The sequence below is a fragment of the Pseudomonas sp. Teo4 genome, assembly GCF_034387475.1.
GTDB lineage: Bacteria > Pseudomonadota > Gammaproteobacteria > Pseudomonadales > Pseudomonadaceae > Aquipseudomonas.
Genome location: NZ_JAXCIL010000002.1, coordinates 1,272,053 through 1,296,583, shown reverse-complemented (window position 1 = coordinate 1,296,583; position 24,531 = coordinate 1,272,053). Strand labels below are relative to the sequence as shown.

The following is a 24,531-nucleotide window of genomic DNA, read 5'->3' as shown; positions in this document are numbered from 1 at the left end:
TTCGCCAGCACCTCAGAAAATGCTTCAACAATTCCTGCAGGATTTCGGCTACTTCGCCCTCTTTCTTGGCACCTTCTTCGAAGGCGAGACCATCCTGGTGCTTGCGGGGTTCCTTGCGTTCCGCGGTTACATGGACATCAACCTGGTGGTCCTGACCGCATTCTTCGGCAGCTACGCCGGTGACCAGCTGTGGTACTTCATGGGCCGCCGCCATGGGCGCAAGATCCTGGCACGCAAACCGCGCTGGCAGGCCATGGGTGACCGGGCGCTGGACCACATTCGCCGCCACCCCGATATCTGGGTGCTGAGCTTCCGCTTCGTGTACGGCCTGCGCACGGTGATGCCAGTAGCCATCGGCCTTTCCGGCTACCCGCCACGCCGCTACTTGCTGCTCAACGGTATCGGAGCAGCCGTGTGGGCCTTGGCGTTGGGCGCTGCCGCGTACCACTTCGGCGCCATCCTCGAAGGCATGCTGGGCAATGTGAAGAAGTACGAGCTATGGGTGCTTGGCGGCCTGCTGGTGCTGGGCGGCCTGCTCTGGCTGCGTCGGCGCTTTCGTACGTTGCGCGCCGAGCGCAAGGCGGCGGCAAACGGCCAGGGCCCACAGGCTGGCCAAGCAGTAGGCCAGAAGCAGGCACCAGACCAACACAGTGACCGGCCCTAAGCCCAGTGCGCCGGCCAGGTAAAGTGCCGGCACACTGGACAGCAAGCGCACCCACTCCAGGCGCTGCGCCCACGGCCGGTTCTCCAGCATCGCACCCAGCACGAACAAGCCGAACGCCATCACCGACCATCCCAACACCAGGGCAGACGTCGGCACCTGCTCTGCCACGCCCATCAAATAACTACCCAACGCCACATAGACGGTGAACTGCGCTACCACGTAGACCTGTTGCGCACGCCCCAAGGCCACCTCGAATTTGCGAAACAAGGCCAGGTTTTGCTTGGCCTGCGGGTAACGTGCCGCGACATCGGCCGGGCGCCAGCCGGTGGGCATGAACCAGATGCGCAATTTGTCCCATAGGCTGCGGGTGTTTCGCGCGTCATGCCAAAGCTGCGCGTAGAACTGCAGGTTGGCCCACAGCGGATTCCAGCTGGCCAGGGGCGTGGTCACACCGAACACCACGGGCTCAGTCGGGTCTTCTTCCTTGAAAGTGCCGAACAGGCGGTCCCAGAGAATGAACACGCCGCCATAGTTACGATCCAAGTAAGCAGGATTCTGCGCATGGTGGACGCGATGGTTGGACGGCGTGATCAGCACCCACTCGAGCCAACCCAGTTTAGGGATATGCCGGGTGTGCACCCAGAACTGGTACAAAAGGTTCAGCGATGCCACGGTGATGAACACCACCGGCGGCACGCCGATCAGCGCCAGCGGCAGGTAGAAGATCCACGAGAAGATGAAGCCGCTGCTGGTCTGGCGCAAGGCAGTGGTGAGGTTGTATTCCTCACTCTGATGATGCACCGAGTGGGCGGCCCACAGCACGTTGCGCTCATGTCCCAGGCGGTGCAGCCAGTAGTAGCACAGGTCGTACAGCACGAACGCCAGCAGCCATACCCACCAGGCATCCTGCGGCAGCCGCAGCAGCGCAAGGTGCTCCCAGGCCACGACATAAGTCACCAGCCCTACCCCTTTGGTAAGCAAACCTGTGCTAGTCGACAGTACCCCTGTGCTCAGGCTGTTGATCGAATCGGCCAGGGTGAAGTTGCGCTGGCCACGCACCAGGTCGGCCACCAGCTCGACGGCGATCAGCACAAAGAAGAACGGCACGGCCAGCAGAATCAGGTCCATGGGCAACGGCTCCGGCATGATCAAAAGAGATTAGGCCGCAGCTACAGGAAACCCTATGGCGACATCTGCCAAACTAGAGGACATTTAGCGCCTCGACACTGGAGTAATGAGCATGACCAAAAAAGTAGCGGTGATTCTTTCCGGCTGTGGCGTATACGACGGCGCCGAAATCCATGAAAGCGTGATCACCCTGCTGCGCCTCGACCAGCGCGGTGCACAGGTACAGTGCTTCGCGCCGAACATTGCGCAGATGCATGTGATCAACCACCTGACCGGCGAGGAAATGCCCGAGTCGCGCAATGTACTGGTCGAATCGGCGCGCATCGCTCGTGGCGAGGTGAAGGACATCCGTGAAGCCAAGGCCGAAGATTTCGACGCGCTGATCGTGCCGGGTGGCTTTGGCGCGGCGAAGAACCTGTCCAACTTTGCCGTCGAAGGTGCCGGCTGCACCGTCAATCCGGACGTGCTCGCCCTGGCCGAAGCCTTTGCCGATGCCTGCAAACCGGTAGGCCTGATCTGCATTTCGCCAGCGCTGGCGGCCAAGATCTATGGTCCGGGTGTGGTCTGCACCATCGGCAACGATGCCGGTACCGCTGCTGCGGTGGCGAAGATGGGCGGAACACACGAAGAGTGCGATGTGCATGACATCGTCGAAGATACCCAGCGCAAGCTGGTGACCACCCCGGCCTACATGCTGGCCCAGTCGATCAGCGAAGCGGCGGGTGGTATCTACAAGCTGGTGGATCGGGTGCTGGAACTCACTCACGAGGGTGAGCAGTAAGAGGCCGGACCCGCTTTGCGGGCCATCGCGGCGGTTCGGCGCCCCGACTTCGCCAGCTCCCACGGGTCAGGCCGCCGTTGGGAATTTCTCTCGTGGGAGCTGGCGAAGCCTGCGATAGGGCTGCAAAGCAGCCCTCCCCACTACCCCTTCGTCAGACGCGTCAGAATCCGGTCCAGCGCATTGGCGAACGCCTGCTTCTCCCGCTCGCCATAAGGCGCCTGCCCGCCTCCGACCTGCCCCTGCTCACGCAGCTCGGTGAACAGGTTACGCACCGCCAACCGATCACCCATGTTGCGCTCGTCGAACTCACGCCCCCTTGGGTCCAGCGCGGCCACGCCCTTCTTGATCAAGCGGTCGGCCAACGGCACATCGCTGCAAATCACCAGCTCGCCAGGCACGGCATTCTCAACCAGGTAGTCGTCGGCCGCATCCATACCGCTGGGCACCACGATCAGTTTCACAACGGCGAATGCCGGTTTGGCCACGGCCTGGCCGGCCACCATCACCACTTCGAGCTTGCGCTTGAGGGCGAATTTGACGATCAGGTCCTTGGCCGCCTTGGGGCAGGCGTCGGCATCGATCCATATACGCATGCAACTTGTCCCATCTACTGTGAGGTGACCATTGTGTCAGGTACGGCCCTTTCGCGGGTAAACCCGCTCCCACAGGTTCTGCACAGTCTGCAGATACTGCGCCGACCCTGTGGGAGCGGGTTTACCCGCGAAGAAGCCAACACCTTGCTTAGTTTGCCTCAGCCCGCCGCTTCTCGGCCAAACGGCTGCGGCTATACAACACAACGATAGCCATCAACGCCGCCACCTGCGCCGCCAGCGAGTATGCGTCGGCATGAATCCCCAGCCAGTCGAACTCGAAGAACGACACCGGCCGCGTCCCCAGCACACCAGCCTCCTGCAACGCCTTCACGCCATGCCCGGCGAACACCACCGACAGCGCGCACAACAGCGCGGCATTGATGCTGAAGAACAGCGACAGCGGTAACTTCGCCGAGCCACGCAGAATCACCCAGGCCAAACCGACCAGCAGCACCAGCGCCGTGGCGCCACCGGCCAGCACAGCCTGATGACCGGCCGGGCCTGCCTGCAGCCACAGGGTTTCGTAGAACAGGATCACTTCGAACAGCTCGCGGTACACCGAGAAGAACGCCAGCAGCGCAAAGCCAAACCGCCCACCGCCGCTGACCAGGCTGCTCTTGATGTAGTTCTGCCAGGCTGCCGCGTGACGCCGGTCATGCATCCACACCCCGAGCCACAGCACCATGACACTGGCAAACAGCGCCGTGCAGCCTTCGAGCAGCTCGCGCTGGGCACCGCCCACGTCGATCACATAGGCCGCCAGCGCCCAGGTGGCGAAGCCGGCGACCAGCGCCAAGCCCCAACCGATGTTGACGCTGCGCACCGCCGACTGCTGGCCAGTGTTGCGCAGGAAGGCGAGGATCGCCGCCAGCACCAGAATCGCTTCAAGGCCTTCGCGTAGCAGAATCAGCAGGCCCGAGATGTAGCTCAGCGACCAGCTCAGGCCATCGCTGCCCAGCAGCTTGGCGGCTTGGTCGAGCTTGGTCTTGGCCACGGCCAGGTGCTGTTCGGCCTGGGCAACGGGCAAGCCGTCCTGCAGCGACTGACGGTAGGCCATCAGGGCTTTTTCCGTATCCTTGCGGGCGTCGGCATCGATGTTGTCCAGCGAGCTTTCCACCAGCTCGAAGCCTTCCAGGTAAGCGGCTACCGACAGGTCATAGGCTTGGTCGTGATCGCCTTCGCGATACGCCGCCAGGCTCTTGTCCAAGGTGCTGGCGGTGTATTCGAGCAACTGCGCCGGGCCGCGCTTGACCTGCGGCGGCTGGGCGCGTTGGGCACGGAACGCCTCAACCACGGCGGCGCCTTCGCTGGCGGCGACTTCGGCCGGCGTCTGGCGGGCCAAATCGGCCAGGTTCCAGATCTTCTCACCCTTGGCGGCCTGCGGGTTGGCAGTGAAGCTGGCGATATAGGCCGCCACGTCCCAGCGCTGACGCTCGTCGAGTTGGTCGGCGAAGGAAGGCATCTCGGTGCCATCGATGCCCAGGGCCAGGGTGTTGTAGAGGTCGAACAAGCTCAATTGATCGAGGCGCTCGGTGCTGCGCAGGTTGGCCGGTGGCGGCTCCAGGCCCACGCCGGCAGGGCCATCGCCGGCGCCGGAGTCACCGTGGCAGATCGAGCAGTTCTGGGCGTACAGCGATGCGCCACGTGCCGGGTCCGGGGTGATGATCGGCGCCTGGCTGACTTCATAGGCCACAGCCAGGCGAGCGCCCAACTGGCGCGCTTGCTTGGCGACAGTGCCGCCGTCCAGACGCTGGTCGATGGCTTGTCGCAGCGCTTGCACGCCCTGCTCCAGCGCGGCCTGCTCAGCGTTGGCCGGCAAGCCCTTGACCAAGTCGGCGAGCACCGCGCTGAACTCCTGTTGCTCGCGGTATTCGCCTTCGTCGACCACCTTGCCGTCACGCACGGTCGGCGGGTAGTCGGCGCCCAGGTAATCGAGCAAATGCAAGGCCTTGGCGGCCTCGGCAGGGGCTTCGGCCTGCGCCAAAGTGCTGCACAGCACCAGCATCGGGCCCAGCAAGACAGCGGGCAGCCAGGCTAGTAGACGGGAACGGGAGTTCATGGCCAATCTCGAAGGGAATACGAAAGAGAACATTGTTCACTTCCACTCTGGTTCCCTCAAGGTTTGTGGGCGGATTTCATGAAAAATCTTGTGACAACTTTGCAAGGCTCTATGCGGCCAGATCTGAATGGCCAGTTAGGAAAAAATTGGCAAAATGCCAAGAAATCAGGATTTTCTTAGTACAGTTAAGAAAATCTGGTTTAACCGAATCTCCATGAGGATTTTTTGAGATGGACGCCGTTGGTTATTCATTTCTCATCCAGAAGCTCAGCCTCACAGCAGTGCCCCTGCGCAGACCTGCAATCATAAAGCCAGTAACCAGGCTTGAACCGATAGGACATACACTGGCCGTACCCGCAAGTATCACCCCAGCGTCGGATGATCTGCTTGGCCACGTACTGTTTGCCCTCAAGCACGAGGGTATCAACCTCTCGATTCTCGCGCAGGCCTTGCCGCAAATCCCAGCCGCAGCGTTGGAACAATCCCATCAACAAGCCCCCAACGGCATATACATCAGAAAGGCGTGCTATCTCAGAGAGGCGTTCACTGGGGAGGAAGTCAAGCAGCATGCACCCGTGCGCACGCCATATGTTCCGCTCTTTGATCCTGAACGCTATATCACCCGCCCTGGCGAGCGAAACGCCAAATGGCGGGTCGACTTCAACGGCTTGGGCGACCTGACCTACTGCGCCACTGTCGAGCGCACGCCTGAGATCCTGGCGCTACTCGACCATGACATCCTCATGAAAGCACGAGCCTTCATCGCGGCATTGCCGCCTATCATGATGGACCGGGCACTGAACTGGGCCTACCTGCATGAAACGAAGGACTCTTTCGCCATTGAGCGCGAGTCGCCTTCCGAGGACAAATCCCGCCGCTTCATTCAACTGCTTCGTCAGGCACACCAACGCCAACCATTGAGCGAGGACTACCTGGTAGGCCTACAGAATGCAACTGTCTCCAATCCCTTCGATCTCGCGGCGGCATTCAGGCACGAGCAAAACTATCTGTCGGACGGTACGCCCGGGGCTACCGGAGTCACATTCCTGCCACCACCTCCCGACCTGTGCCGAGAGCTCATGGAAAGCCTGATGCACTTTGCCAACGACGCCCCGACACAAGTCGACCCACTGGTAGCGGCAGGCATCATCTCGTTTGGTTTCGTGCTGCTTCATCCATTCATGGATGGCAATGGTCGCCTGTCCCGTTTCTTGATCCATCAAGCGCTCTGCCGAGCAGGGGCATTGGAAGACGGCTTGCTGCTACCCATGTCGGTTGCCATGAAGAGCCAGGAGCTACGCTACCTTGAAGCACTGCAAACGTTTTCACGACCAGTGCGGGAGTTTTGGGACGTCAGGTGGATCGACTTCGGTCAATACAGCTTCGAGTTCAGGGGAAGCGAAGCAGTGTATCGCTACTGGGATGCGACGCCCTGCGTTGCCTTCACACTCGACATGGCCAAGATCGCCCTTGAGGTGGAACTGCAGAAAGAAGCGGACTTCCTCGCCTGCTATGACGCAGTCTACCGTGCGGTAAACGAGCGATACGATGTTCGCGGCAGTGATCTGGCCAACCTGGTGATGATGTGCCTTACCAATGACGGAATCGTTTCCAAGAACAGGCGCAAGCAATATCTGTACTCCGTACCGGAGGAGGTGTTCGAGTTCATCGAGCAGAAGTCCCAGCAGATGCTTGCGGCTCAGCGAACGGAAACCGAGCAGGAGTGAATCCACTCCTGCCCAAGCTTGCACATCGCTCAGAGCACCCTGTTCATCCCCCGCTCCATATCATCGATCAATGCCTTGGCCATCTCACTGAGAATCCGCGCCGCACTCCCGGCCACGCGGTCGCCTTCCATTTCGGCTTCGGTGGTCAGGTGGCGAATGCAGCCGAGCAACACGGATAGCTGCGAAAAGGCATGGTTGAAAGGCACATCGGGCTGCAGGCGGAACAGGTCGAAGGTTTCCTCGCCGGCTGTTGAAGTGAGCTTCGGGTCATCGCTCATCGCTGCTGCTCCCTGGTTCGAATGGCGTTGCTTGTGTGCTCGCTCAGGACGTTGATCATCCGGCACAGCAGACGCAGGTTCATGCCCATGGCATCGCGAATCAGGCCTGGGCCGCTGTCGATCAGGACGGTGGTTGTCTGTTCTACGGTCAGGGTCATTGCGCTGATCAACTGGTCGCATTCTTCGGCGCTTGGAGGGACTTGCAGTGAGAACAAGGGGGGATCGAGTAGAAGCAGGGATGAGGGAGGTGGGTCGGGGACGAGCTTTTTCATGGCGGACTCCTGTACTTGGGAATGGTCTGCCTTCCTCCTCGTCTCACGGATTTGGGTGGCAGTCGTGCACGGGGTGAGACCCGGGGTACAGGAGACCCGGCCAGGCCGAAGCCTGCCCGCGCACGACCACCATAGAGTGGCGCAACCTGTAACCATCGGGTGTCTCACGCCCGATCACCTTGCAAGGCGACCCGAGGACGTTATTCCTGGGGCACTTCCAAGCCAAGACAGCAGCTTCCGACAGGTGCCGTAGGATAATTCGACAGAGAATCAGAACTGAAGCATTTGGTTTCAGGTTCGGAAAAGTCTTACGTCTCTTGAACCTAAGACCAGCGGAAATGATACGGGCCAGCCCCAAGGCCAGCCCGTAACTTATCAACCGCACTTATCAGGCAGCTCTTTCTTTAACGACGAAATCCACTTCCAAATCTGCATTTGCCAGCAGGTTCACCAGTGCATCCAGAGAGAACTTGTCAATTTTCCCGTTCAGTAACTCGCTCAAGCGAGGCTGGGTCACATGCAGCCGTCGAGCCGCTTCCTTTTGTGGGAGGTCCCAAGACCGCACGGCCTTGGTCAATACACGCATCAGCTTGGAACGTAGCCGAAGGTTTTCGGCTTCTTCAGGCGAATCAACCAACGCATCCCATACGGAAGTAGAGCGTTCGTTTGCCATTGTTGAACCCCTCTGTTTTACAACACCATCGAGTTGACTCGGGGGACGTTATTCCTGGTGCGCGTGCGGGCCAAGACAGCAGCTAGCGATAGGCGTCGTAGGAGTATTCGCCAGAGAGTTGGAACTGAAGTATTTGGTTTCAGATTAGAAAGGGCCGCAAGGCGGCCCGGGCAATCTCAATGCTTGGTCGTGTCCTTCCAGCCACCACCCAACGCCAGGAACACCCCAACCTGCCCCAACGCCACCTGGCTATTGGCCGCCGCCAACTGCGCGCGCATATCGGTATAGGTCCGTGTCGCCTGCAAATCCGCCAGGAACGACTCACGCCCGGCCTGGTAATACCGGTGCGTCTGGTCTGCTGCTTCCTTGGCCGACTTCTCAGCCTCGGCCAGCGCATCACGCCGATCCAGCAACGCGCTGTACTGCGCCAATCGTGTCTGGGTCTCGCGAATGGCGTTCAGCACTACACCGTCGAAATTAGCCAGTGCCGCCTGGGTCGAGGCTTCGGCCATGCGGATACGTGCACGGGTGCCATTGGTAGGAATAGTCCAGCTGATCTGTGGGCCAAAGCCCCAGCGGTTGGTCGCGGGTTCGCCGAGGTTTTCCAGAATACCGATGGTGCCCACCTGGGCGCCGATGCTGATGTCCGGGTACAGCGCGCCAGTGGCCACGCCAATGTTTGCCGTTGCCGCCGCGAGCTGGCGTTCGGCCTGGCGCACGTCGGGGCGGCGCTTGAGCAGTGCGGCGCCGTCGCCCACCGGGACCAGTTGGGCAAGGTGCGGCAACTCGGCGCAATCGGCTGTGCCGGCTGGCAACTGGTTCACAGGTTTGGCCAGCAATGCCGCCAAGGTATACAGACCCGTTTCCCGCTCGGCCTTGAAGCGCGGCAACTCGGCACGCAACGACTTGAACTGGGTCTGCGAACGGGTGACCTGAGTCTCGTCGCCTCGGCCAGCATCACGCAGGCGCTGGTTCAGCTGCACGCTCTGCTGTTGCAAGTCGAGCGACTCGCGGGCGATGTGGTATTCCTCGTTGGCCGAACACACCTGGGTGTAGGCCTTGACCACATCCGCCACCAAGGTGATGCGCGCGGTATCGGCAGCAGCCTGCACGGCGTCGGCGTTGGCCTTGGCCGCTTCGGTACCGCGCTTGAAGGTGCCCCACAGGTCGAACTGGTAAGAAGCGCTGATGATCGCCTCGCCGATGTTGGCCACCGGCACTTTCTCGCTGAGCAGGAAGGCTTCGCCAGACTCCTGCAAACGCTGGGCGCCCAGTTTAACGCCGCCATTGAAGCCACCCTGCGATTCGGCCACTTCAACCTGGGCACGGGCCTTGGCGATGTTGGCCGCCGCCACGCGCAGCTCGGTGTTGGCACTCAACGCCTGGCGCACCAGTTCATTGAGCCGTTGATCCTGATACAGCTGCCACCAGTCCTCGGGCACCGGCGCCGACACCACGCTGTCGGCATCCTGGCGCAGCGGGCCGTTGAGGTCGCTGCGCTGTACCGCAGCGTCCTTCGGCACTTCATAGTCCGGGCCCACCATCATGCAGGCCCCCAGAGACAGGCAGAAACCGGCCAGGATCAGCTGTTTCATGGGCGCTGGCCCTCGATGATCGAAACGGTTGCGGTACGCCCGGCGATCATGCGGAAGTCTTCTGGCACTTCGTCGAAGGCGATACGCACCGGAATCCGCTGGGCCAGGCGCACCCAGCTGAACGCCGGGTTGACGTTGGGCAACAGGTTGGCGCCGCTGCTGCGGTCGCGGTCTTCGATGGCGGCGGCGAAGCTCTGCACGCGGCCACGCAGGCGGGTGTTGTCGCCCATCACGCGGATGTCCACGGCATCGCCAATGTGGATGCCACCGAGTTTGGTTTCTTCGAAGTAACCGTCCACGTGGTACGAAGCGCTGTCGACCACCGACAGCACCGGGCGGCCAGCGGTGACGAACTCATGGTTACGCGGCGCACGGTCGTTGAGGTAGCCATCCACCGGGCTGCGCACCACCGAACGGTCGAGGTTGAGCTGGGCGGTGTCGACCGCTACCTGGGCTTCGTTCACCGCCGAGCGGGCGCGGGCCTCGCGGGACTGGCTTTCTTCAAGCTGCTCGGCCGCCACCAGGTTGCCCAGCTTGCGGTTTCGCTGCGCCTCGCGGGAGGCCTGGGCCAAGGTTTCCGAGCGCTCGGCCAGGGTCGCCTTGGCCTGGCGCAGGGCCAGACTGAAGCGGTCCTGGTCGATGGTGAACAGCACGTCGCCGCGCTTGACCACCTGGTTGTCGCGCACCTCGACCTTCTGGATCAGCCCGGAGACGTCGGGGGCAATCTGGATCACGTCGGCGCGAATGTGGCCGTCGCGAGTCCAGGGGGCGAACAGGTAGTACACCACCATCTGCCACACGAGCACGGCGGCGAAGCTCACTACCAGCAAGGTCAGGACCACACGGCCCAAGGTCAGCAAAGGTTTTTTCATGGCAGCATCAGGTTTCGGCAAAAGTGGTCGACCGCGCCCAGCAGCACGGCATACAGGGCAACGTTGAACAACGCCCGGTGCCAGACCAGGCGGTAGAAATGCAGGCGCACCAGCACGGCGTGGACGCCCAGGAACAACAGGTAGGTGAACACCATCATCACCAGCAGCGTGGGCAGGAATACCCCGCTGATATCCAGATCACCGATCACAGGGGCGCTCCATCGATGCCTTGGGGCAGTTGCGGTTGTTCGGTTGGTTCGAGCATCACTTCGACACCCGGCAGCAAGGCCAGGCGCAGGCCGCTCAGCGCGTGCAGCAAGTGCACACGGGCATCGCCACGGTCGTTGTGCTCATCCAGCGCCAGGCCCTGGCGGGCGCGCTCCATGTTGCGCAACAGCTCCGCCGGAGCGCGCAGGCGGCGGTTGGCACGTAAGCAGGCGGCGTAGTGCTCACCGACTTCTTCGATCACGGTTTCCAGACGCTCGCGCGCTTGCTGGCCAACGCGGGGCATGTAGGCCAGAAGGTCCAGCAGGTTTAGGCCCACGCGCAGGTCGCGCAGGGCCACGCCGCTGTCCTGTCCGGTCTGCGACAGGCGCGGCAAGTGCTGCATCAGGCGGTCGAGCATTTGCACACCGACCTGGCGATGCTCGGCCAGGGTCGCCGAATGGGTCATCTCGACGATATCGAGCCAGGCGAAGCGGGTCATGCGCTTGGCGGCCAGCTCCACCCCGAACGGGCGCAGCAGCAAGGTCCAGATGAAGGCGAACAACAGGCCCACGGGGCCGGCCATGTTGGCGTTGATGAAGGTCAGGAAGTCGGCGTCGTAGGCGCCCTGGATGCTGATGAAGGTGGCGGTGTTGACGATGGTCAGCAAGGTGCCCAGGTAGAAGCGCGGCTGCACCGTCAGGGTGCCCACGCAAATGAAGGGCACGGCAAAGGCCAGCACCAGCATCGGGAAGTCGTGCAGGTTGGGCAGTACCAGGAACAGGTAGACGCTGGAGAAGATCACCGACATCAGCGTCCAGAAGAAGAACCGGTAGATCTGCGGTGCCGGGTCGTCCATGGCGGCGAAGAAGCTGCACGCCACGGCGGCCAGAATGACCGCGCTGCCGCCGTCGTTCCAGCCCAGCAGAATCCAAAGGCCACTGGCGACGATGATTGCGGTCACGGTGGAGAACACCGAATAGAGCATCAGGCCGCGGTCGAAGAAGGGGGTCAGGCGGCCCAGGCGCCAGTGGCGGTAGGTGGCGCGCCAGGGGGTGGCGTCGTCCAGGCGCAGGGCATGCTGCAGGGCGCAGCAGTCCTGCCACAGGTCGACCCACTCGGTCAGGCGGTACAACGCGTTGGAAAGCAGCAGTTCCGCACGTACATCCAACGCAGCCGCGCTGGGTTGCAGGCGGTCGATCTGCTCGTGCAGGGCGGTCCAACGCGGCAAGGAGGCGTCCTTGGCAGTGCCCTCAAGCCACTCACGCGCAGCACTCAGCACAGGTTGCAAGCGGGCGAACTGTTCCGGCGCACGGCCTTCGAGGGCGACCAAGGCATCGTCCAGGGCATCGATTACCGGCAGCAGATGAATCATCCGGCCACGCAGTTCGCGAGCGTTCTTCACGGTGTGGGGGCCAGCACCTTCGTGGCCAAGCTGGCCGATCATCATTTCCAGCGTATTGAACGTGGCCACCATGGAAGCCCGCATGCCGCCGACTTTGTCAGCGGCCACATCACGGGCCAGGTAGGTGTCGCTATAGCGAATCGCCTCGTTGAACCAGTTGCCGGTCGAACCGACCACCACCGGCGCCAGTCGACGCGGCCAGAAGATCGCACCGACCACCGCCGCACAGACAATGCCCAGGCAGATTTCCTGGGCGCGCGACGAGGCCACATCGAACACTGCAGTGGGGTTGTCGACCACCGCCAGGGCAATCATCGGCAAGGTGTAGCCGGCCAGCATCAGCACGTAGTTGTTGGCGGTGCGCAGGTTAAGCGAGAGGAACAGCAGGGTACCGGTCCACAGCGCGATGGCCGTGCTCAGCAACAGCGGCGACTGCACCAGTGGTGGCACCAAAAACACCGCACCGCCCGCCCCCAGCAGGGTACCGAGCGCACGGTACAGTGCCTTGGAACTGGTCGGCCCGACGAAGGGGCTGGAGACGATGTAGACCGTGGCCATGGCCCAATAGGGACGCGGCAGTTCCATGTAGAGGGCGATGTACAGCGCGATCATCGACGCGATGAAGGTACGCACGCCGTAGAACCAGTCGCGGGCCGGTGGCACCGAGCTGAAGAAGCCGCTCATATCGCCCCGCCAGACGTGCCCAGACCTGCGGCCTCGAACGCCCCGAGCACGCGCAAGGTGGCTTCCAGGTCGGCCTGGTCGATGCCGCGCAACACATCGCGGCGCAGGCGCACCAGTTCAATTTCGATGGACTCGGCCAAGGCACGGCCTTCAGCCGTCAGGCTCAGGGCCTTGGCACGGCGGTCCAGCGGGTCCTCGCTGCGGCACACCAGGCCGGCCTTGCACAGCTGGTCGAGCAGGCGCACCAGCGACGGGCTCTCCAGGCCCGCGGCCTGGGCCACGGCCACCTGATGCACACCGTCGCCCAGGCGCACGATCATCAGCAAAGGCGCGGCACAGGCCTCGGAAATACCGTAGCTGGTCAGCGCGGCATGGCAGATCCGCCGCCAATGGCGGGCGGCCACGACCATACCGCTACTGACTTTCAGGTGCAGTGCATCGAGCGTCATGAGGGGAACCGAACATATTCATAGTTTGCTAACTATCAATATACGCCTCGCCCTCCCCCTGTCGTCAACAGGGGGCGACGGGTAGCTTGGATGAATTGTTTTTTATCCGGCAGTTCGTTTGTGCCTGTTCGGGCGCTATCGCCGGCAAGCCGGCTCCCACATGGCCCGCGCCAATCTTGCGGGCACCACTGTACCTGTGGGAGCCGGCTTGCCGGCGATGAGGCCGGTACAAGGGGCGCGGGGTCAGGGTTGCACTTGGTCTTCGAGTTTCATCGCCAGCGCCAGGCTGCTGCCCAGCCGCACCGCCCGGTCACGCCAGTCGAGGTAACGCGCAGTGTCGCTACGGCTGAAATGCACCGCCAGTTCCTCAGCCGCCTGCATCACCCCCGCCGCTGCCGCCAGTTCCAGCCAGTACAGCGCCGCCTTCAGGTCGACCGCCACAGTCAGGCCATGCAACAACCGGTAGCCCACTTCGAACCGACAACGCGCCTCACCCTGCTCGGCCCCCCGCAGAAACCACTGATAGGCCTGAGCCAAGTCGACCTGCCAACCCAGTTGCGCATCGCAGACCTCTTCTTCGTACAGGTCAGCCAGCGCGGCGGCAGCTTGCAACATGCCACGTTCGAAAGCCTGCCGATAACACTCGGCGGCCTGCTCGTAGGAAGTTGCGACCCCTTTACCGAAGTAATGCTGCTGGCCCAGGTTGAACCAGGCAGCCGGGTAGCCTTGCAAGGCCGCCATGCGCAGCAAGTGCCCAGCCAAGTCTGTATCGGCCTGCCAATACTTGCCGTTGAGCCAGATCCAGCCCAGGTCATTGAGGGCACCGACGTTGCCTTGCAATGCCTGATGCCGCAGGTCGGCATACACCATCTGCACGTCGACCGCCTCGTCCAGTCGGTTGACCAACAGTGCGCGCTGGCTGGGCATCCCTACCCCTGCGAACCGTCGCGCCCGCCTCCCAGCAGGGGCTGGAGACGAGAAAACCCGCTCGGGCAGAAGACGGGCAAGCAGCGAATGGATATTGCCGGCAGCAGACATGTTCATCCCCATTGAACGACCCACAGTCCCGACCTCGGCTGTGATGAGGCGTGATTCTGCGCGACGACACGACAGAACCTGTCGCGAACGATTCGGGCACAGGCAACCAAATGCACGATCCTTGATCTGATCAACCAATGGCCAATTGCCATGCCACGCCTGTGCCGCCATCCTAGTGCGGCAAGCCTAGACAAGGACGTTACCTTTTGCCGTTCGCCACCACCCGCGCCACCCTCAGCCGTCAGTGGGCGCTGTTGCGCCAGTTACCCAGCCGCTCCCCCGGGACCACCAGCGCCGAACTGGTCTGGCGCCTGCGAGATGTGGGCTTCAATGTCAGCAAGCGCACCGTGGAGCGCGACCTCAACGAGCTGTCGCTGATCTTCCCGCTGGAGCGCAACGACAAGAGCATTCCGTTCGGCTGGCATTGGTCGGCCAATGTTGCGGGGGAACTGCGCGGCAACTTCGACCTGCAGGTGCTCCTGCGCGATGGCGTGCTGCAGACACCCCAAGCGGATGGGCTCGAGTTGCAAGTGTGGGTCAGCGACTCGCTCGCCCGCCAGTTGCGCGAATCACCCCTGAGCACCGACATGCAGTTGACGGCCTTGGATCACGGGCATCGCTTGCGCGCCACGGTCCGTGATGGCTGGCCGCTGCGTTGGTGGCTGCTGAGCCAGGGGGATCAAGTGGTGGTGGAGCTGCCTCTGGAACTGCGCCAGGAGGTTGCCAACACCTTGAGAAGGGCGGCGGGCCTCTATCAGGACTGAACAGAAAAGCCGGCCCCCGCAACAGGGGCCGGCCTTGACCTGAAACTGCCTTGGCGTTACTTGCCAGCAGTCAGCGCGTTGTAGCTGGTGATCAGGTTGCGGTAGTCCGGGATGTGGTTGGAGCACAGCGCCGCCAGCCCTTCGATGTCGTTGCGCCAGTCGCGGTGCAGCTCACAGGCCACGCCGAACCAGGTCATCATCTGCGCACCGGCCTGGCTCATGCGGTTGTGGGCGGCGTCGCGGGTCATTTCGTTGAAGGTGCCGGAGGCATCGGTGACCACGAACACTTCGAATTCTTCTTCCAGGGCCGACAGGGCCGGGAAGGCTACGCACACTTCGGTCACCACGCCGGCGATGATCAGCTGCTTCTTGCCGGTGGCCTTCACCGCCTTGACGAAGTCTTCGTTGTCCCAGGCGTTGATCTGGCCTGGACGGGCAATGTACGGGGCATCCGGGAACAGCGCTTTCAACTCCGGCACCAGCGGGCCGTTGGGGCCTTGCTCGAAGCTGGTGGTGAGGATGGTTGGCAGGTTGAAGAACTTGGCCAGGTCCGCCAGGGCCAGGACGTTGTTCTTGAACTTGTCCGGCTCGATGTCGCGCACCAGGGACAGCAGGCCAGCCTGGTGGTCGACCAGCAGCACGGCAGCGTCGTCTTTGTTCAGGCGGTTGTATTTGAAATTGGCCATGGTCTTTGCTCCTAAAGGGTTTTGATTTTCGGTAAGTTCGGTGTTTCGCGTTGATGAGCAAAGATTAGATTCATCACCTTTGGCGCGGTAGACTGCGAAAATCGCCTTTAGCGTTCCATTTGGAGAACGATCATTGGAAGACCTGAACTCCCTCTACTACTTCACTCAAGTAGTCGAGCATGGCGGCTTCGCGCCGGCCGGGCGGGCGCTGGACATGCCCAAGTCGAAGCTGAGCCGGCGCATCGCCGACCTTGAAGACCGCCTGGGTGTGCGCCTGTTGAACCGTACCAGCCGGCACTGCTCGCTGACCGAGATCGGCCAGGCCTACTACAACCGTTGCCTGGCCATGCGGGTGGAGGCCGAAGGCGCGGCGGAAATCATCGAGCGCAATCGCAGCGAGCCACGTGGGCTGGTGCGCATCAGCTGCCCCACCACCCTGCTCAACTCCTGGGTCGGCCCGATGCTGACCCGCTACATGCTCAAGTACCCGCAAGTGGAGTTGTTCATCGAAAGCACCAACCGGCGCGTCGACCTGCTGCACGAGGGCTTCGACGTTGCCCTGCGCGTGCGCTTTCCGCCGCTGGAAAACACCGACATGGTGATGAAGGTGCTGAGCAACAGCACCCAATGCCTGGTGGGGCACCCAGCGTTCCTGGAGCAACTGCCGCAAGGCTTCGATCCGCAACAGCTGAGCACACTACCCAGCCTGCATTGGGGCAGTGCCCAGCGTGAGTATCAATGGGAGCTGTTCCAGGGCGAGGACATGACGCACAGCCTGGTGATCCCGCATACACCGCGCATGGTCACCGACGACCTGTTCGCACTGCGCCACTTCGTGGTGGCCGGCGTAGGCATCGCGCACTTGCCGCGGGTGGCGGTACGCGAGGACCTGGCATCGGGCCGGCTGGTGGAACTGCTGCCGCAGTGGCACCCGCGCTGCGGTATCGTGCATGCGATCTTCCCGTCGCGGCGCGGGTTGCTGCCCTCGGTGCGGTCGTTGATCGATCATCTGGCGGAAGAATTCGCGACCAGTGACATGGCTTGATTCAGCCTGTTCCAGTGTCATCGCCAGCGTACCCAGCACACCCATACAAGACCCCCACGGGCCGGTGCCGCACAGTCCCGGCTCATGCACACCCAAACCTTTTCCTCTCGTGCCCTGCTGGCAGCTTTCGCCGCCTTGGGCCCCGCAATCGCGCTGGCCGACGAGCCTGGCTGGTCACTGCTCAGCCGCAACTACTTCCTGCACAGCGACTTCCGCTCGCCCTCCCCCAGCGGCCAAAGCTACCGGCAGGAATGGGCCCAAGGCTTCATCGGTGAAGTCCGCTCGGGCTTCACCGAGGGCACATTCGGCGTCGGTGTGGACGCCCACGGTTTCCTTGGGCTCAAGCTCGACGGTGGTCGTGGCCATGCCGGTACTGGCCTGTTACCCCGCGACAGCGACGGGCGTGCCGAGTCCGACTACTCCAGCGCGGGAGCTGCGCTGAAACTGCGACTGGGCAAGACACTGCTGCGCTATGGCGAGATGATGGTGGAAACGCCGGTGTTCGACACGGGCGACAAACGCCTGCATCCGGAGTACGCCACCGGCTGGCTGTTGGAAAATACAGATCTGCCCGACTGGCGCCTGCAAGCTGGCCGTTTCACGGCGTTCAACAACCAGGACAACAGTTCGACCCATGACGATTTCGCCGGCTACGGTGCCAGCACCCATGGGCGTGCCATCAGCCTGGCGGGTGCCACCTTCGCCCCCGCCGGTCCGTTTGGCGGTGCATTGTTTGCCTCGCAGTTGGAGGATACCTGGCGCCAGGCTTACCTCAATCTGAACCTGGCCGTCAGCAACTGGCACCTGGATGGCAACCTTTATGAAACCCGCGACACCGGCAATGCCAGCGCCGGTGCCATCGACACCCGGGCCTACAGCCTTGCGGCCAAATACAGTTTCAACGCCCAGGCCGTGACCGTTGCGTATCAGAAGATTGAGGGAAATACGCCGTTTGATTTCGTCGGTGGCGACTCGATCTACCTGGCCAACTCGATCAAGTACGCCGACTTCAACGGCCCCGGCGAGCGCTCATGGCAGCTGCGCTACGACTTGAACTTCGCCACCCTCGGCGTGCCTGGCCTGAGCCTGATGGGGCGTTATGTGAGCGGACGCGGCATAGACGGCACCCATGCGCCGGCAGGCGGTGTCTACGTCGGGCAACAAGGTAAGGGCGGCAAGCACTGGGAACGCGACCTCGACCTCAAGTACGTGGTGCAGTCCGGCGCGGCAAAAGACCTGAGCTTGTCGCTGTCGCATGTCAGCCACCGCGCCAACGAGGCCCAGGCTGGCGACGATATCGACCGGTTCTACCTGATTGTCGAATACCCGCTCAAAGGCGGGTTCTGAAAAAGGTCTGAACCGGGGGCTGCCATGCAGCCCATCGCCGGCTTCGCCAGCTCCCACAAATTCAGTACCTGATCAGCTCTGTGGGAGCTGGCGAAGCCGGCGATGGGCCGCAAAGCGGCCCCCTTGTTTCTAACACCTCAGAACGCGAAGCACGAACAACCCAGCGCGCCCCAGAAGCCCTGGAAGTCATTCACAGGAACACTGGAATGCCGCGCCTTCTCATGGCTGTGCGCATGCACCCCGCAAGGCCCCACGCATTGGTGCGCCACAGCAGCCAGCGACGGCGTGCCCGCACGCCAGTGCCCTGGCACCTTGACCACTGGCGACCATTCCGGAAGCACCGGTACTTGTGGAGGGCTCAGTTTGTCGAACTCGGCCGCGCCATACACCACCTTGCCGTCGACGACAGTCAGCACCGACTCGATGCCCTTGATCGCCTCTTCATCGACGCTGAAGAAGTCCAGCGACAGTGCCGCCAGGTCGGCCAGCTGGCCCACCTTGATCTGACCCTTCTTGCCCTGCTCGCTCGAGAACCAGGCACTACCCTGGGTGAACAACTGCAGCGCGGTGTCGCGGCTCAGGCCTTCCGGATACAGCTCCATGCCACCGACGGTCTTGCCGCTGACCAGCCAGTACAGCGAGGTCCACGGGTTGTAGCTGGACACGCGGGTGGCGTCGGTACCGGCACCCACCGGCACGCCCATGTCGAGCATGCGCTTGATCGGCGGAGTCTGCTCGGCGGCTTTGGCGCCATAGCGGTCGACGAAGTACTCACCCTGGAAGGCCATGCGGTCCTGAATGGCGATACCGCCGCCCAGAGCACGCACGCGCTCGATGTTCTGCGGGGTGATGGTTTCGGCATGGTCGAAGAACCACGGCAGGCCATTGAACGGAATGTCGCGGTTGACCTTCTCGAACACGTCGAGCATGCGCGAGATCGACTCGTTGTAGGTGGCGTGCAGGCGGAACGGCCAGCGCTGCTCTACCAAGTGGCGAACCACCGGTTCCAGCTCCTGCTCCATGGTCTGCGGCAGGTCCGGGCGCGGTTCGAGGAAGTCCTCGAAGTCGGCGGCAGAGAACACCAGCATTTCGCCTGCACCGTTGTGGCGGAAGAAGTCGCTGCCGCCGTGCAGCTTGACGCTGGACGTCCAGTTCTTGAAGTCGGCCAGCTCTTCCTTGGGCTTCTGGGTGAACAGGTTGTAGGCGATGCGCACGGTCAGCTGGCCGTTGTCTGCCAGCTCCTGGATCACCTGGTAGTCGTCCGGATAGTTCTGGAAACCGCCGCCAGCGTCGATGGCGCTGGTCAGGCCCAGGCGATTCAGCTCACGCATGAACTGGCGCGTGGAGTTGACCTGATATTCCAGCGGAAGCTTCGGCCCCTTGGCCAAGGTGGAATACAGGATCATCGCGTTGGGGCGGGCGATGAGCATGCCGGTCGGGTTGCCGAACTTGTCGCGCTGGATCTCGCCACCTGGGGGGTTCGGAGTGGTCTTGTCGTAGCCGACGGCCTTGAGTGCGGCGCGGTTGAGCAGCGCGCGGTCATACAGGTGCAACAGGAACACCGGGGTGTCCGGCGCGGCCTGGTTGATTTCTTCCAGGGTCGGCATGCGTTTTTCGGCGAACTGGAATTCGTTCCAGCCACCGACCACGCGCACCCACTGCGGGGTCGGCGTGCGTGCGGCCTGGTCCTTGAGCATGCGCAGGGCATCGGCCACCGACGGCACGCCTTCCCAGCGCAGCTCAAGGTTGTAGTTCAGGCCTCCACGGATCAGGTGCAGGTGCGAGTCGTTCAGACCAGGGATGACCGTGCGTTGCTTGAGGTCGATGATCTGCGTGGCGGTGCCCTTGTGGGCCATGGCCTCGGCGTCGTTGCCAACGGCGATGAAGCGGCCATCCTTGATGGCGACGGCGGTGGCCGTGGGCTTCTCGCGGTCGACCGTGTGCAGTTTGCCGTTGAACAGGATGAGGTCGGCGGTCATGGAGCCTCCTTGGGTAGATGCATGAGCGGAACCGGCTGAGCCGGTGAAGGGAAGCGCCGACCAGAGCGCACCGGCAGCACCGAGCACGGTGCTGGTGGCGAGGAACTGGCGACGCGTCTTGTCGTTGGGGTCCTGGGACATAGGCTTCTCCGTCTGGCTAGGCGGCAGGCGACTGCCGAGCATGCCGGTTCACGCCGGGCTAAGGATTGAATGGATGTGCGGTGGGGTGGTTGAAGACTAGCAACAGCCCTGATTTGTGCTGGCTGCACCGCAAGACAGTTCCCACAGATTCCAGCGGCGACACGATCACTGTGGGAGCTGGCTTGCCGGCGATGGGCCGCACAGCGGCCCCGCTTTCAGCGTTCCAGGAAAGCCAGCAAGTCTTCATTCAGCTGCTGCGCATGGGTCACCGCAAACCCGTGCGGCGCACCGCTGTACACCTTCAACTCAGCCCCACGGATCAACTCCGCAGCCCGCTTGCCGGTGGTCTCGAACGGCACGATCTGGTCGTCGTCACCATGGATCACCAGTGTCGGCACATCGATCTTGGCCATGTCCGGGCGGAAATCGGTCTCGGAGAACGCGGTCACGCAATCCAGGGTGCCTTTGATCGACGCCATCAGGGCAATGTTCAAGGTTTGGGTCTGCACACCTTGGGAAACCTTCTGCCCATGGTTCAGCCCATAGAACGGCGCAGCGAAGTCGGCGATGAACTGGGCACGATCAGCGCGCAAGCCAGCCTTGATGCCTTCGAATACCGAGAGGTCGACGCCCTCCTGGTTGCTTTCGATCTTGCCGAACACCGGCGTCACCGCCCCCAGCAGCACCAGACCGGCAACACGCTCGCTGCCGTGACGGGCGATGTAGCGGCTGACGTCGCCACCGCCCATGGAGAAGCCCACCAGGGTCACGTCACGCAGGTCGAGGTGCTCGATCAGTTGGGCGATATCGTCGGCGAAGGTGTCGTAGTCATAGCCAGTCCACGGCTGATCAGACCGGCCAAAACCGCGGCGGTCGAAGGCGATGGCGCGGTAGCCACGGCTCGCCAGGTACTCCATCTGCGAATCCCACATGTCGGCATCCAGCGGCCAGCCGTGGCTGAACAGCACGGGCTTGCCGCTGCCCCAGTCCTTGTAATAGATCGAAGTGCCATCGCGGGTAACGAGTGTGCTCATGTCGGTATCTCCTTGAAAGTCTGCAGGTAAGGTGTGAATCAGCCACGCAGCCAGTTGGCGCAGCGGCGGGTTACCCAAGGCATGATGTAGAACACCACGGGCAGGATGACGAACAGGTTGACGATCAGGTTGCTGGTGAACCGGCCGCCCAACAGCGGGAACTGGGCAAAGAACGGCGCCAGCAACTGTGGAATGACCATGGTCATCGGGCAGATCACCAGGTAGGTCAGCAGCGCCTGTTTCCAGCGCGGCGGCGGTGCAGCGGTGGTGCTGGGCGGGGTGAACCAGAACTCCGGGTCATCGTGGACCTGGGTGTGGTCACCGCCTTCGAGCAGTGGCAGCACTTCTTCGACCAGCGCCTGGCGTTCGGCCGAGTTGACCCAGGCCTGCAGCAGGCTGGCATCGGCAAAGCGCACCACGGTGGTGAAGTGGCGTCCGCCGTCGTCGGGGCGGATCACGTTGACGTCCAGGTGCCCCGGCTGACGGCGCGCAGTGCTGACCGTGCGCTTGAGCCAGGCCTCGTAGCCCGCCAGCGACTCGGCGCGGACCTTGTGCTGGATGACCAGGGTCACCACGTTGCGGTTGTCTTGGAATGCGGTGTTCATCGGCGTTCCTTGGGATGAGCTTGCCCGCATCCACTGTGCAACGGCGGACGGGCGGAGGATTGGATGGGTGTGCTGCCTTGCCCGGGCACCGATTGGCGGTGCCCGGAGCGGCGCGGTTTACTTGCCGGCGGTGAAGGCGTTGTAGCTGGTGATCAGGTTGCGGTAGTCCGGGATGTGGTTGGAGCACAGCGCCGCCAGGCCTTCGATGTCGTTGCGCCAGTCGCGGTGCAGCTCACAGGCCACGCCGAACCAGGTCATCATTTGCGCACCGGCCTGGCTCATGCGGTTGTGGGCGGCGTCACGGGTCATTTCGTTGAAGGTGCCGGAAGCATCGGTGACCACGAACACGTCGAACTCTTCTTCCAGAGCCGACAGTGCCGGGAAGGCTACGCACACTTCGGTCACCACGCCGGCGATGATCAGCTGCTTCTTGCCGGTGGCCTTCACCGCCTTGACGAAGTCTTCGTTGTCCCAGGCGTTGATCTGGCCTGGACGGGCGATGTACGGGGCATCCGGGAACAGCGCTTTGAGTTCCGGGACCAGCGGGCCGTTGGGGCCTTGCTCGAAGCTGGTGGTGAGGATGGTCGGCAGGTTGAAGAACTTGGCCAGGTCCGCCAGGGCCAGGACGTTGTTCTTGAACGCGTCCGGCTCGATGTCGCGGACCAGGGACAGCAGGCCAGCCTGGTGGTCGACCAGCAGCACGGCAGCGTCGTCTTTGTTCAGGCGGTTGTATTTGAAGTTGGTCATGGTCTGTGCTCCTAAGGGTTTTGATCTTCAGTAAGTTGGGTGTTTCGCGTTGATGGGAGAAGATTAAAACCAGACCCTTTGGAGCGGTAGATAGCTAATTTTGGCTTTAGCGTTCTATTTTATGAACGATAATTGTGCTGACCTCATCGCCGGCAAGCCGGCTCCCACAGGTACTGCTGCGATCTCAAGATCGGCGTGGTCGACGTGTGAGCCGGCCTGCCTGCGATGGGGCCGATACGCCCATTGCCTGCAACTGCAACCTGCTCTTTACTACCCCACAGCCTTCCCCACCCCGAGATCACCATGCTGGCGTTCATCCAGTCGTCCCCGTTGTTGCTCGGCACCTCGCTGATTCTGCTCGACCTCGTGCTTTGGCAACTTATCCCCGTCGAGCGTCGCGCCTGGCGCATTGCCGCTCGCTTGCTGATCTTCCTGTTGTTCAGCTGGGTGCTACTGGCCGCAGGCATGAGCCCGCTGCAACCGCCCCCATGGGCCGACGACGTATCGCGCAACCTGCTGGCCACCATCCTGGCAATCGGCTGGTGGTTGTTCGGCGCACGTACGGTTACGGTCGTGTTTGGCCTGTTGCTGGTGGCCCGGGGCAGCCATGGCGGGCGCTTGTTGCAGGATGTGCTGGGGGCACTGATTTTTCTCGCTGCCGTGGTGGCCGCCGCAGCCTATGTGATGCAACTGCCGGTAAAGGGGCTGCTGGCCACCTCTGGGGTCATGGCCATCGTCATCGGCCTTGCGCTGCAAAGCACCTTGGCCGACGTGTTTTCCGGCATCGTGCTGAACACCACGCGGCCGTATCAGATCGGCGACGCAATCTCCATCGATGGCACCGAAGGCAAGGTGGTGGATATCGACTGGCGCGCCACTCGCATGATCACCGGCAGCGGTAGCCTGGCGGTGATCCCCAACTCGGTGGCGGCCAAGGCCAAATTGCTCAACCACAGCCGCCCGGTGGACCGCCATGGCGTGTCGATCAGCGTGGTGGTACCGGCCAAGGTACGGCCGAAGCGGGTATTCGATGCGCTGGAGAAGGCCCTGCAAGGCACCAGCGCCCTGCTCGCGACGCCCGCGCCCAAGGTCACGGTGAAGACCTCGACACTGGAGTCGGTCGAATATGAGGCCAGCGGTTTCATCGCCGACATGGGCCGCAAGACCGAAGTGCGCAACCAGCTGTTCGACCTGGCGCACCGCCACCTGGAGGCCAGCGGCGTGATGTGGAACGTCGACCTGGCCATGCCAGCCCGCAGTCGCCAACGTGAAGTGCTGGACGAGGTGCGGGTGTTCCGCTCATTGACCGATGAAGAACGCGATGCCCTGAGCCAGCGCATGACCGCCGTGGAATACCTGGCCGACCAGGTGATTCTGGGGGTGGGTGAGCAGTCCGATTACTTGCTGGTGATTGGCAGTGGCGTTGTCTCGGCGTCGGTGCGCGACGGTGACAAGCTGCTGGAGGCTGGGCGCATGGGGCCAGGCGAGGTCCTGGGGATAGAGGGCATCGTCGATGAGGACAACTCGTTTGCTGAGTTCCGCACGCTGACCAGCTGTGTGCTTTACCGCATCGACAAGGAGCAGGTGCGCAGCTGCCTGACCCAGCGGGGCGAAGTGCAGACCGCGCTGACCAAATTGCAGCGGTTCCGGCGGCAGAGCCGGGAATCGTTGTTGCTGCAGAAGCCGGCTTTGATCAAGAAGGGTGGCTTCCTCAGTTGGTTGCACAAGTAAGCCTGTGCCGGCCTCTTCGCGGGTAAACCC

The 24,531-nt window shown here is 62.6% G+C and carries 23 protein-coding genes and 1 pseudogene; 7 read left to right on the top strand and 17 right to left on the bottom strand.

Translation table 11 applies throughout. The features are described 5' to 3' along the window. Positions 1 to 19 precede the first annotated feature (19 nt). Positions 20 to 664: a DedA family protein gene (locus PspTeo4_RS22195; protein WP_322366916.1), complete on the top strand. Its 645-nt coding sequence runs from the start codon at positions 20 to 22 to the stop codon at positions 662 to 664. A gap of 501 nt (positions 665 to 1,165) precedes the next feature. Here PspTeo4_RS22195 and PspTeo4_RS22190 read toward each other — a convergent pair. Continuing rightward, positions 1,166 to 1,792, bottom strand: a pseudogene (locus PspTeo4_RS22190) (sterol desaturase family protein); the annotation flags it as partial. A 112-nt stretch (positions 1,793 to 1,904) separates the two neighbouring features. Between PspTeo4_RS22190 and elbB the strand changes: the two are divergent. Continuing rightward, positions 1,905 to 2,573, top strand: a complete 669-nt coding sequence (elbB, locus tag PspTeo4_RS22185) for an isoprenoid biosynthesis glyoxalase ElbB (RefSeq protein ID WP_322366002.1) — start codon at positions 1,905 to 1,907, stop codon at positions 2,571 to 2,573. A 140-nt stretch (positions 2,574 to 2,713) separates the two neighbouring features. On the opposite strand, the gene PspTeo4_RS22180 is transcribed toward elbB, so the two are convergent. Together PspTeo4_RS22180 and PspTeo4_RS22175 are read right to left on the bottom strand one after the other, a co-directional pair. Continuing rightward, the gene (locus tag PspTeo4_RS22180) at positions 2,714 to 3,166 is read right to left on the bottom strand and encodes a YaiI/YqxD family protein (protein ID WP_322366001.1); all 453 of its coding nucleotides are present in this window, start codon (positions 3,164 to 3,166) and stop codon (positions 2,714 to 2,716) included. A gap of 148 nt (positions 3,167 to 3,314) precedes the next feature. Continuing rightward, the gene (locus PspTeo4_RS22175) at positions 3,315 to 5,258 is read right to left on the bottom strand and encodes a cytochrome c/FTR1 family iron permease (protein WP_322366000.1); all 1,944 of its coding nucleotides are present in this window, start codon (positions 5,256 to 5,258) and stop codon (positions 3,315 to 3,317) included. Between the two features lie 197 nt (positions 5,259 to 5,455). Here PspTeo4_RS22175 and PspTeo4_RS22170 point away from each other — a divergent pair, with 197 nt between their 5' ends. Beyond that, a complete protein-coding gene (locus PspTeo4_RS22170) occupies positions 5,456 to 6,952 on the top strand; it encodes a Fic family protein (RefSeq protein WP_322365999.1) in 1,497 nt (498 codons plus the stop codon). Positions 6,953 to 6,981: 29 nt separating this feature from the next. Here the strand turns inward: PspTeo4_RS22170 and PspTeo4_RS22165 are convergent, their stop codons facing one another. The 9 genes from PspTeo4_RS22165 to PspTeo4_RS22125 all read right to left on the bottom strand — a co-directional run bounded on the left by PspTeo4_RS22165 (position 6,982) and on the right by PspTeo4_RS22125 (position 14,422). Beyond that, positions 6,982 to 7,230: a DUF3077 domain-containing protein gene (locus PspTeo4_RS22165; protein WP_322365998.1), complete on the bottom strand. Its 249-nt coding sequence runs from the start codon at positions 7,228 to 7,230 to the stop codon at positions 6,982 to 6,984. Then, positions 7,227 to 7,502, bottom strand: a complete 276-nt coding sequence (locus tag PspTeo4_RS22160; protein WP_322365997.1) for a hypothetical protein — start codon at positions 7,500 to 7,502, stop codon at positions 7,227 to 7,229. The genes PspTeo4_RS22165 and PspTeo4_RS22160 overlap by 4 nt, the downstream gene beginning before the upstream one ends. Before the next feature lie 388 nt (positions 7,503 to 7,890). Next, positions 7,891 to 8,175 (bottom strand): helix-turn-helix domain-containing protein, encoded by a 285-nt coding sequence (locus tag PspTeo4_RS22155; RefSeq protein ID WP_322365996.1) that lies wholly within the window; start codon positions 8,173 to 8,175, stop codon positions 7,891 to 7,893. A 176-nt stretch (positions 8,176 to 8,351) separates the two neighbouring features. Then, the gene (locus PspTeo4_RS22150) at positions 8,352 to 9,770 is read right to left on the bottom strand and encodes a TolC family protein (RefSeq protein ID WP_322365995.1); all 1,419 of its coding nucleotides are present in this window, start codon (positions 9,768 to 9,770) and stop codon (positions 8,352 to 8,354) included. Next, on the bottom strand, positions 9,767 to 10,642 hold the full coding sequence (locus PspTeo4_RS22145; RefSeq protein ID WP_322365994.1) for an HlyD family secretion protein: 876 nt from the start codon (positions 10,640 to 10,642) through the stop codon (positions 9,767 to 9,769). The genes PspTeo4_RS22150 and PspTeo4_RS22145 overlap by 4 nt, the downstream gene beginning before the upstream one ends. Then, positions 10,639 to 10,851 (bottom strand): DUF1656 domain-containing protein, encoded by a 213-nt coding sequence (locus tag PspTeo4_RS22140; protein WP_023382988.1) that lies wholly within the window; start codon positions 10,849 to 10,851, stop codon positions 10,639 to 10,641. The genes PspTeo4_RS22145 and PspTeo4_RS22140 overlap by 4 nt, the downstream gene beginning before the upstream one ends. Continuing rightward, a complete protein-coding gene (locus PspTeo4_RS22135) occupies positions 10,848 to 12,935 on the bottom strand; it encodes an FUSC family protein (protein ID WP_322365993.1) in 2,088 nt (695 codons plus the stop codon). The genes PspTeo4_RS22140 and PspTeo4_RS22135 overlap by 4 nt, the downstream gene beginning before the upstream one ends. Further along, positions 12,932 to 13,384, bottom strand: a complete 453-nt coding sequence (locus PspTeo4_RS22130; RefSeq protein ID WP_322365992.1) for a MarR family winged helix-turn-helix transcriptional regulator — start codon at positions 13,382 to 13,384, stop codon at positions 12,932 to 12,934. The genes PspTeo4_RS22135 and PspTeo4_RS22130 overlap by 4 nt, the downstream gene beginning before the upstream one ends. Before the next feature lie 243 nt (positions 13,385 to 13,627). Next, a complete protein-coding gene (locus tag PspTeo4_RS22125; protein ID WP_322365991.1) occupies positions 13,628 to 14,422 on the bottom strand; it encodes a tetratricopeptide repeat protein in 795 nt (264 codons plus the stop codon). Between the two features lie 206 nt (positions 14,423 to 14,628). On the opposite strand from PspTeo4_RS22125, the gene PspTeo4_RS22120 reads away from it, so the two are divergent. Further along, complete coding sequence (locus tag PspTeo4_RS22120; RefSeq protein WP_322365990.1) at positions 14,629 to 15,186, top strand: WYL domain-containing protein; 558 nt, start codon at positions 14,629 to 14,631, stop codon at positions 15,184 to 15,186. 56 nt (positions 15,187 to 15,242) lie between these two features. Here the strand turns inward: PspTeo4_RS22120 and ycaC (PspTeo4_RS22115) are convergent, their stop codons facing one another. Continuing rightward, the gene (gene ycaC / locus PspTeo4_RS22115; protein ID WP_322365989.1) at positions 15,243 to 15,872 is read right to left on the bottom strand and encodes an isochorismate family cysteine hydrolase YcaC; all 630 of its coding nucleotides are present in this window, start codon (positions 15,870 to 15,872) and stop codon (positions 15,243 to 15,245) included. 133 nt (positions 15,873 to 16,005) lie between these two features. On the opposite strand from ycaC (PspTeo4_RS22115), the gene PspTeo4_RS22110 reads away from it, so the two are divergent. Both PspTeo4_RS22110 and PspTeo4_RS22105 read left to right on the top strand, forming a co-directional pair. Beyond that, entirely contained in the window at positions 16,006 to 16,917 is a 912-nt protein-coding gene (locus PspTeo4_RS22110) for a LysR substrate-binding domain-containing protein (RefSeq protein ID WP_322365988.1), read from the top strand. 84 nt (positions 16,918 to 17,001) lie between these two features. Next, the gene (locus tag PspTeo4_RS22105) at positions 17,002 to 18,264 is read left to right on the top strand and encodes an OprD family porin (protein ID WP_322365987.1); all 1,263 of its coding nucleotides are present in this window, start codon (positions 17,002 to 17,004) and stop codon (positions 18,262 to 18,264) included. A gap of 137 nt (positions 18,265 to 18,401) precedes the next feature. On the opposite strand, the gene PspTeo4_RS22100 is transcribed toward PspTeo4_RS22105, so the two are convergent. From PspTeo4_RS22100 to ycaC (PspTeo4_RS22085), 4 genes are all read right to left on the bottom strand, one after another. Continuing rightward, a complete protein-coding gene (locus tag PspTeo4_RS22100) occupies positions 18,402 to 20,243 on the bottom strand; it encodes an amidohydrolase (protein ID WP_322366915.1) in 1,842 nt (613 codons plus the stop codon). A 356-nt stretch (positions 20,244 to 20,599) separates the two neighbouring features. Then, positions 20,600 to 21,418: an alpha/beta hydrolase gene (locus PspTeo4_RS22095; protein WP_322365986.1), complete on the bottom strand. Its 819-nt coding sequence runs from the start codon at positions 21,416 to 21,418 to the stop codon at positions 20,600 to 20,602. Positions 21,419 to 21,456: 38 nt separating this feature from the next. Beyond that, entirely contained in the window at positions 21,457 to 22,023 is a 567-nt protein-coding gene (locus PspTeo4_RS22090; RefSeq protein ID WP_322365985.1) for an antibiotic biosynthesis monooxygenase, read from the bottom strand. Positions 22,024 to 22,140: 117 nt separating this feature from the next. Beyond that, positions 22,141 to 22,770, bottom strand: coding sequence for an isochorismate family cysteine hydrolase YcaC (ycaC, locus tag PspTeo4_RS22085; protein WP_322365984.1), 630 nt, complete (start codon positions 22,768 to 22,770; stop codon positions 22,141 to 22,143). Positions 22,771 to 23,073: 303 nt separating this feature from the next. On the opposite strand from ycaC (PspTeo4_RS22085), the gene PspTeo4_RS22080 reads away from it, so the two are divergent. Then, positions 23,074 to 24,501 (top strand): mechanosensitive ion channel family protein, encoded by a 1,428-nt coding sequence (locus PspTeo4_RS22080; RefSeq protein WP_322365983.1) that lies wholly within the window; start codon positions 23,074 to 23,076, stop codon positions 24,499 to 24,501. Positions 24,502 to 24,531 lie beyond the last annotated feature (30 nt).

What these genes read in the sequence shown, in the direction of transcription:
- PspTeo4_RS22195 (WP_322366916.1), top strand. Translation starts at nt 20, where the DNA reads ATGCTTCAACAATTCCTGCAGGATTTCGGCTACTTCGCCCTCTTTCTT.
- elbB (WP_322366002.1), top strand. Translation starts at nt 1,905, where the DNA reads ATGACCAAAAAAGTAGCGGTGATTCTTTCCGGCTGTGGCGTATACGAC.
- PspTeo4_RS22180 (WP_322366001.1), bottom strand. Translation starts at nt 3,166, where the DNA reads ATGCGTATATGGATCGATGCCGACGCCTGCCCCAAGGCGGCCAAGGAC.
- PspTeo4_RS22175 (WP_322366000.1), bottom strand. Translation starts at nt 5,258, where the DNA reads ATGTTCTCTTTCGTATTCCCTTCGAGATTGGCCATGAACTCCCGTTCC.
- PspTeo4_RS22170 (WP_322365999.1), top strand. Translation starts at nt 5,456, where the DNA reads ATGGACGCCGTTGGTTATTCATTTCTCATCCAGAAGCTCAGCCTCACA.
- PspTeo4_RS22165 (WP_322365998.1), bottom strand. Translation starts at nt 7,230, where the DNA reads ATGAGCGATGACCCGAAGCTCACTTCAACAGCCGGCGAGGAAACCTTC.
- PspTeo4_RS22160 (WP_322365997.1), bottom strand. Translation starts at nt 7,502, where the DNA reads ATGAAAAAGCTCGTCCCCGACCCACCTCCCTCATCCCTGCTTCTACTC.
- PspTeo4_RS22155 (WP_322365996.1), bottom strand. Translation starts at nt 8,175, where the DNA reads ATGGCAAACGAACGCTCTACTTCCGTATGGGATGCGTTGGTTGATTCG.
- PspTeo4_RS22150 (WP_322365995.1), bottom strand. Translation starts at nt 9,770, where the DNA reads ATGAAACAGCTGATCCTGGCCGGTTTCTGCCTGTCTCTGGGGGCCTGC.
- PspTeo4_RS22145 (WP_322365994.1), bottom strand. Translation starts at nt 10,642, where the DNA reads ATGAAAAAACCTTTGCTGACCTTGGGCCGTGTGGTCCTGACCTTGCTG.
- PspTeo4_RS22135 (WP_322365993.1), bottom strand. Translation starts at nt 12,935, where the DNA reads ATGAGCGGCTTCTTCAGCTCGGTGCCACCGGCCCGCGACTGGTTCTAC.
- PspTeo4_RS22130 (WP_322365992.1), bottom strand. Translation starts at nt 13,384, where the DNA reads ATGACGCTCGATGCACTGCACCTGAAAGTCAGTAGCGGTATGGTCGTG.
- PspTeo4_RS22125 (WP_322365991.1), bottom strand. Translation starts at nt 14,422, where the DNA reads ATGTCTGCTGCCGGCAATATCCATTCGCTGCTTGCCCGTCTTCTGCCC.
- ycaC (WP_322365989.1), bottom strand. Translation starts at nt 15,872, where the DNA reads ATGGCCAATTTCAAATACAACCGCCTGAACAAAGACGACGCTGCCGTG.
- PspTeo4_RS22105 (WP_322365987.1), top strand. Translation starts at nt 17,002, where the DNA reads ATGCACACCCAAACCTTTTCCTCTCGTGCCCTGCTGGCAGCTTTCGCC.
- PspTeo4_RS22100 (WP_322366915.1), bottom strand. Translation starts at nt 20,243, where the DNA reads ATGACCGCCGACCTCATCCTGTTCAACGGCAAACTGCACACGGTCGAC.
- PspTeo4_RS22095 (WP_322365986.1), bottom strand. Translation starts at nt 21,418, where the DNA reads ATGAGCACACTCGTTACCCGCGATGGCACTTCGATCTATTACAAGGAC.
- PspTeo4_RS22090 (WP_322365985.1), bottom strand. Translation starts at nt 22,023, where the DNA reads ATGAACACCGCATTCCAAGACAACCGCAACGTGGTGACCCTGGTCATC.
- ycaC (WP_322365984.1), bottom strand. Translation starts at nt 22,770, where the DNA reads ATGACCAACTTCAAATACAACCGCCTGAACAAAGACGACGCTGCCGTG.
- PspTeo4_RS22080 (WP_322365983.1), top strand. Translation starts at nt 23,074, where the DNA reads ATGCTGGCGTTCATCCAGTCGTCCCCGTTGTTGCTCGGCACCTCGCTG.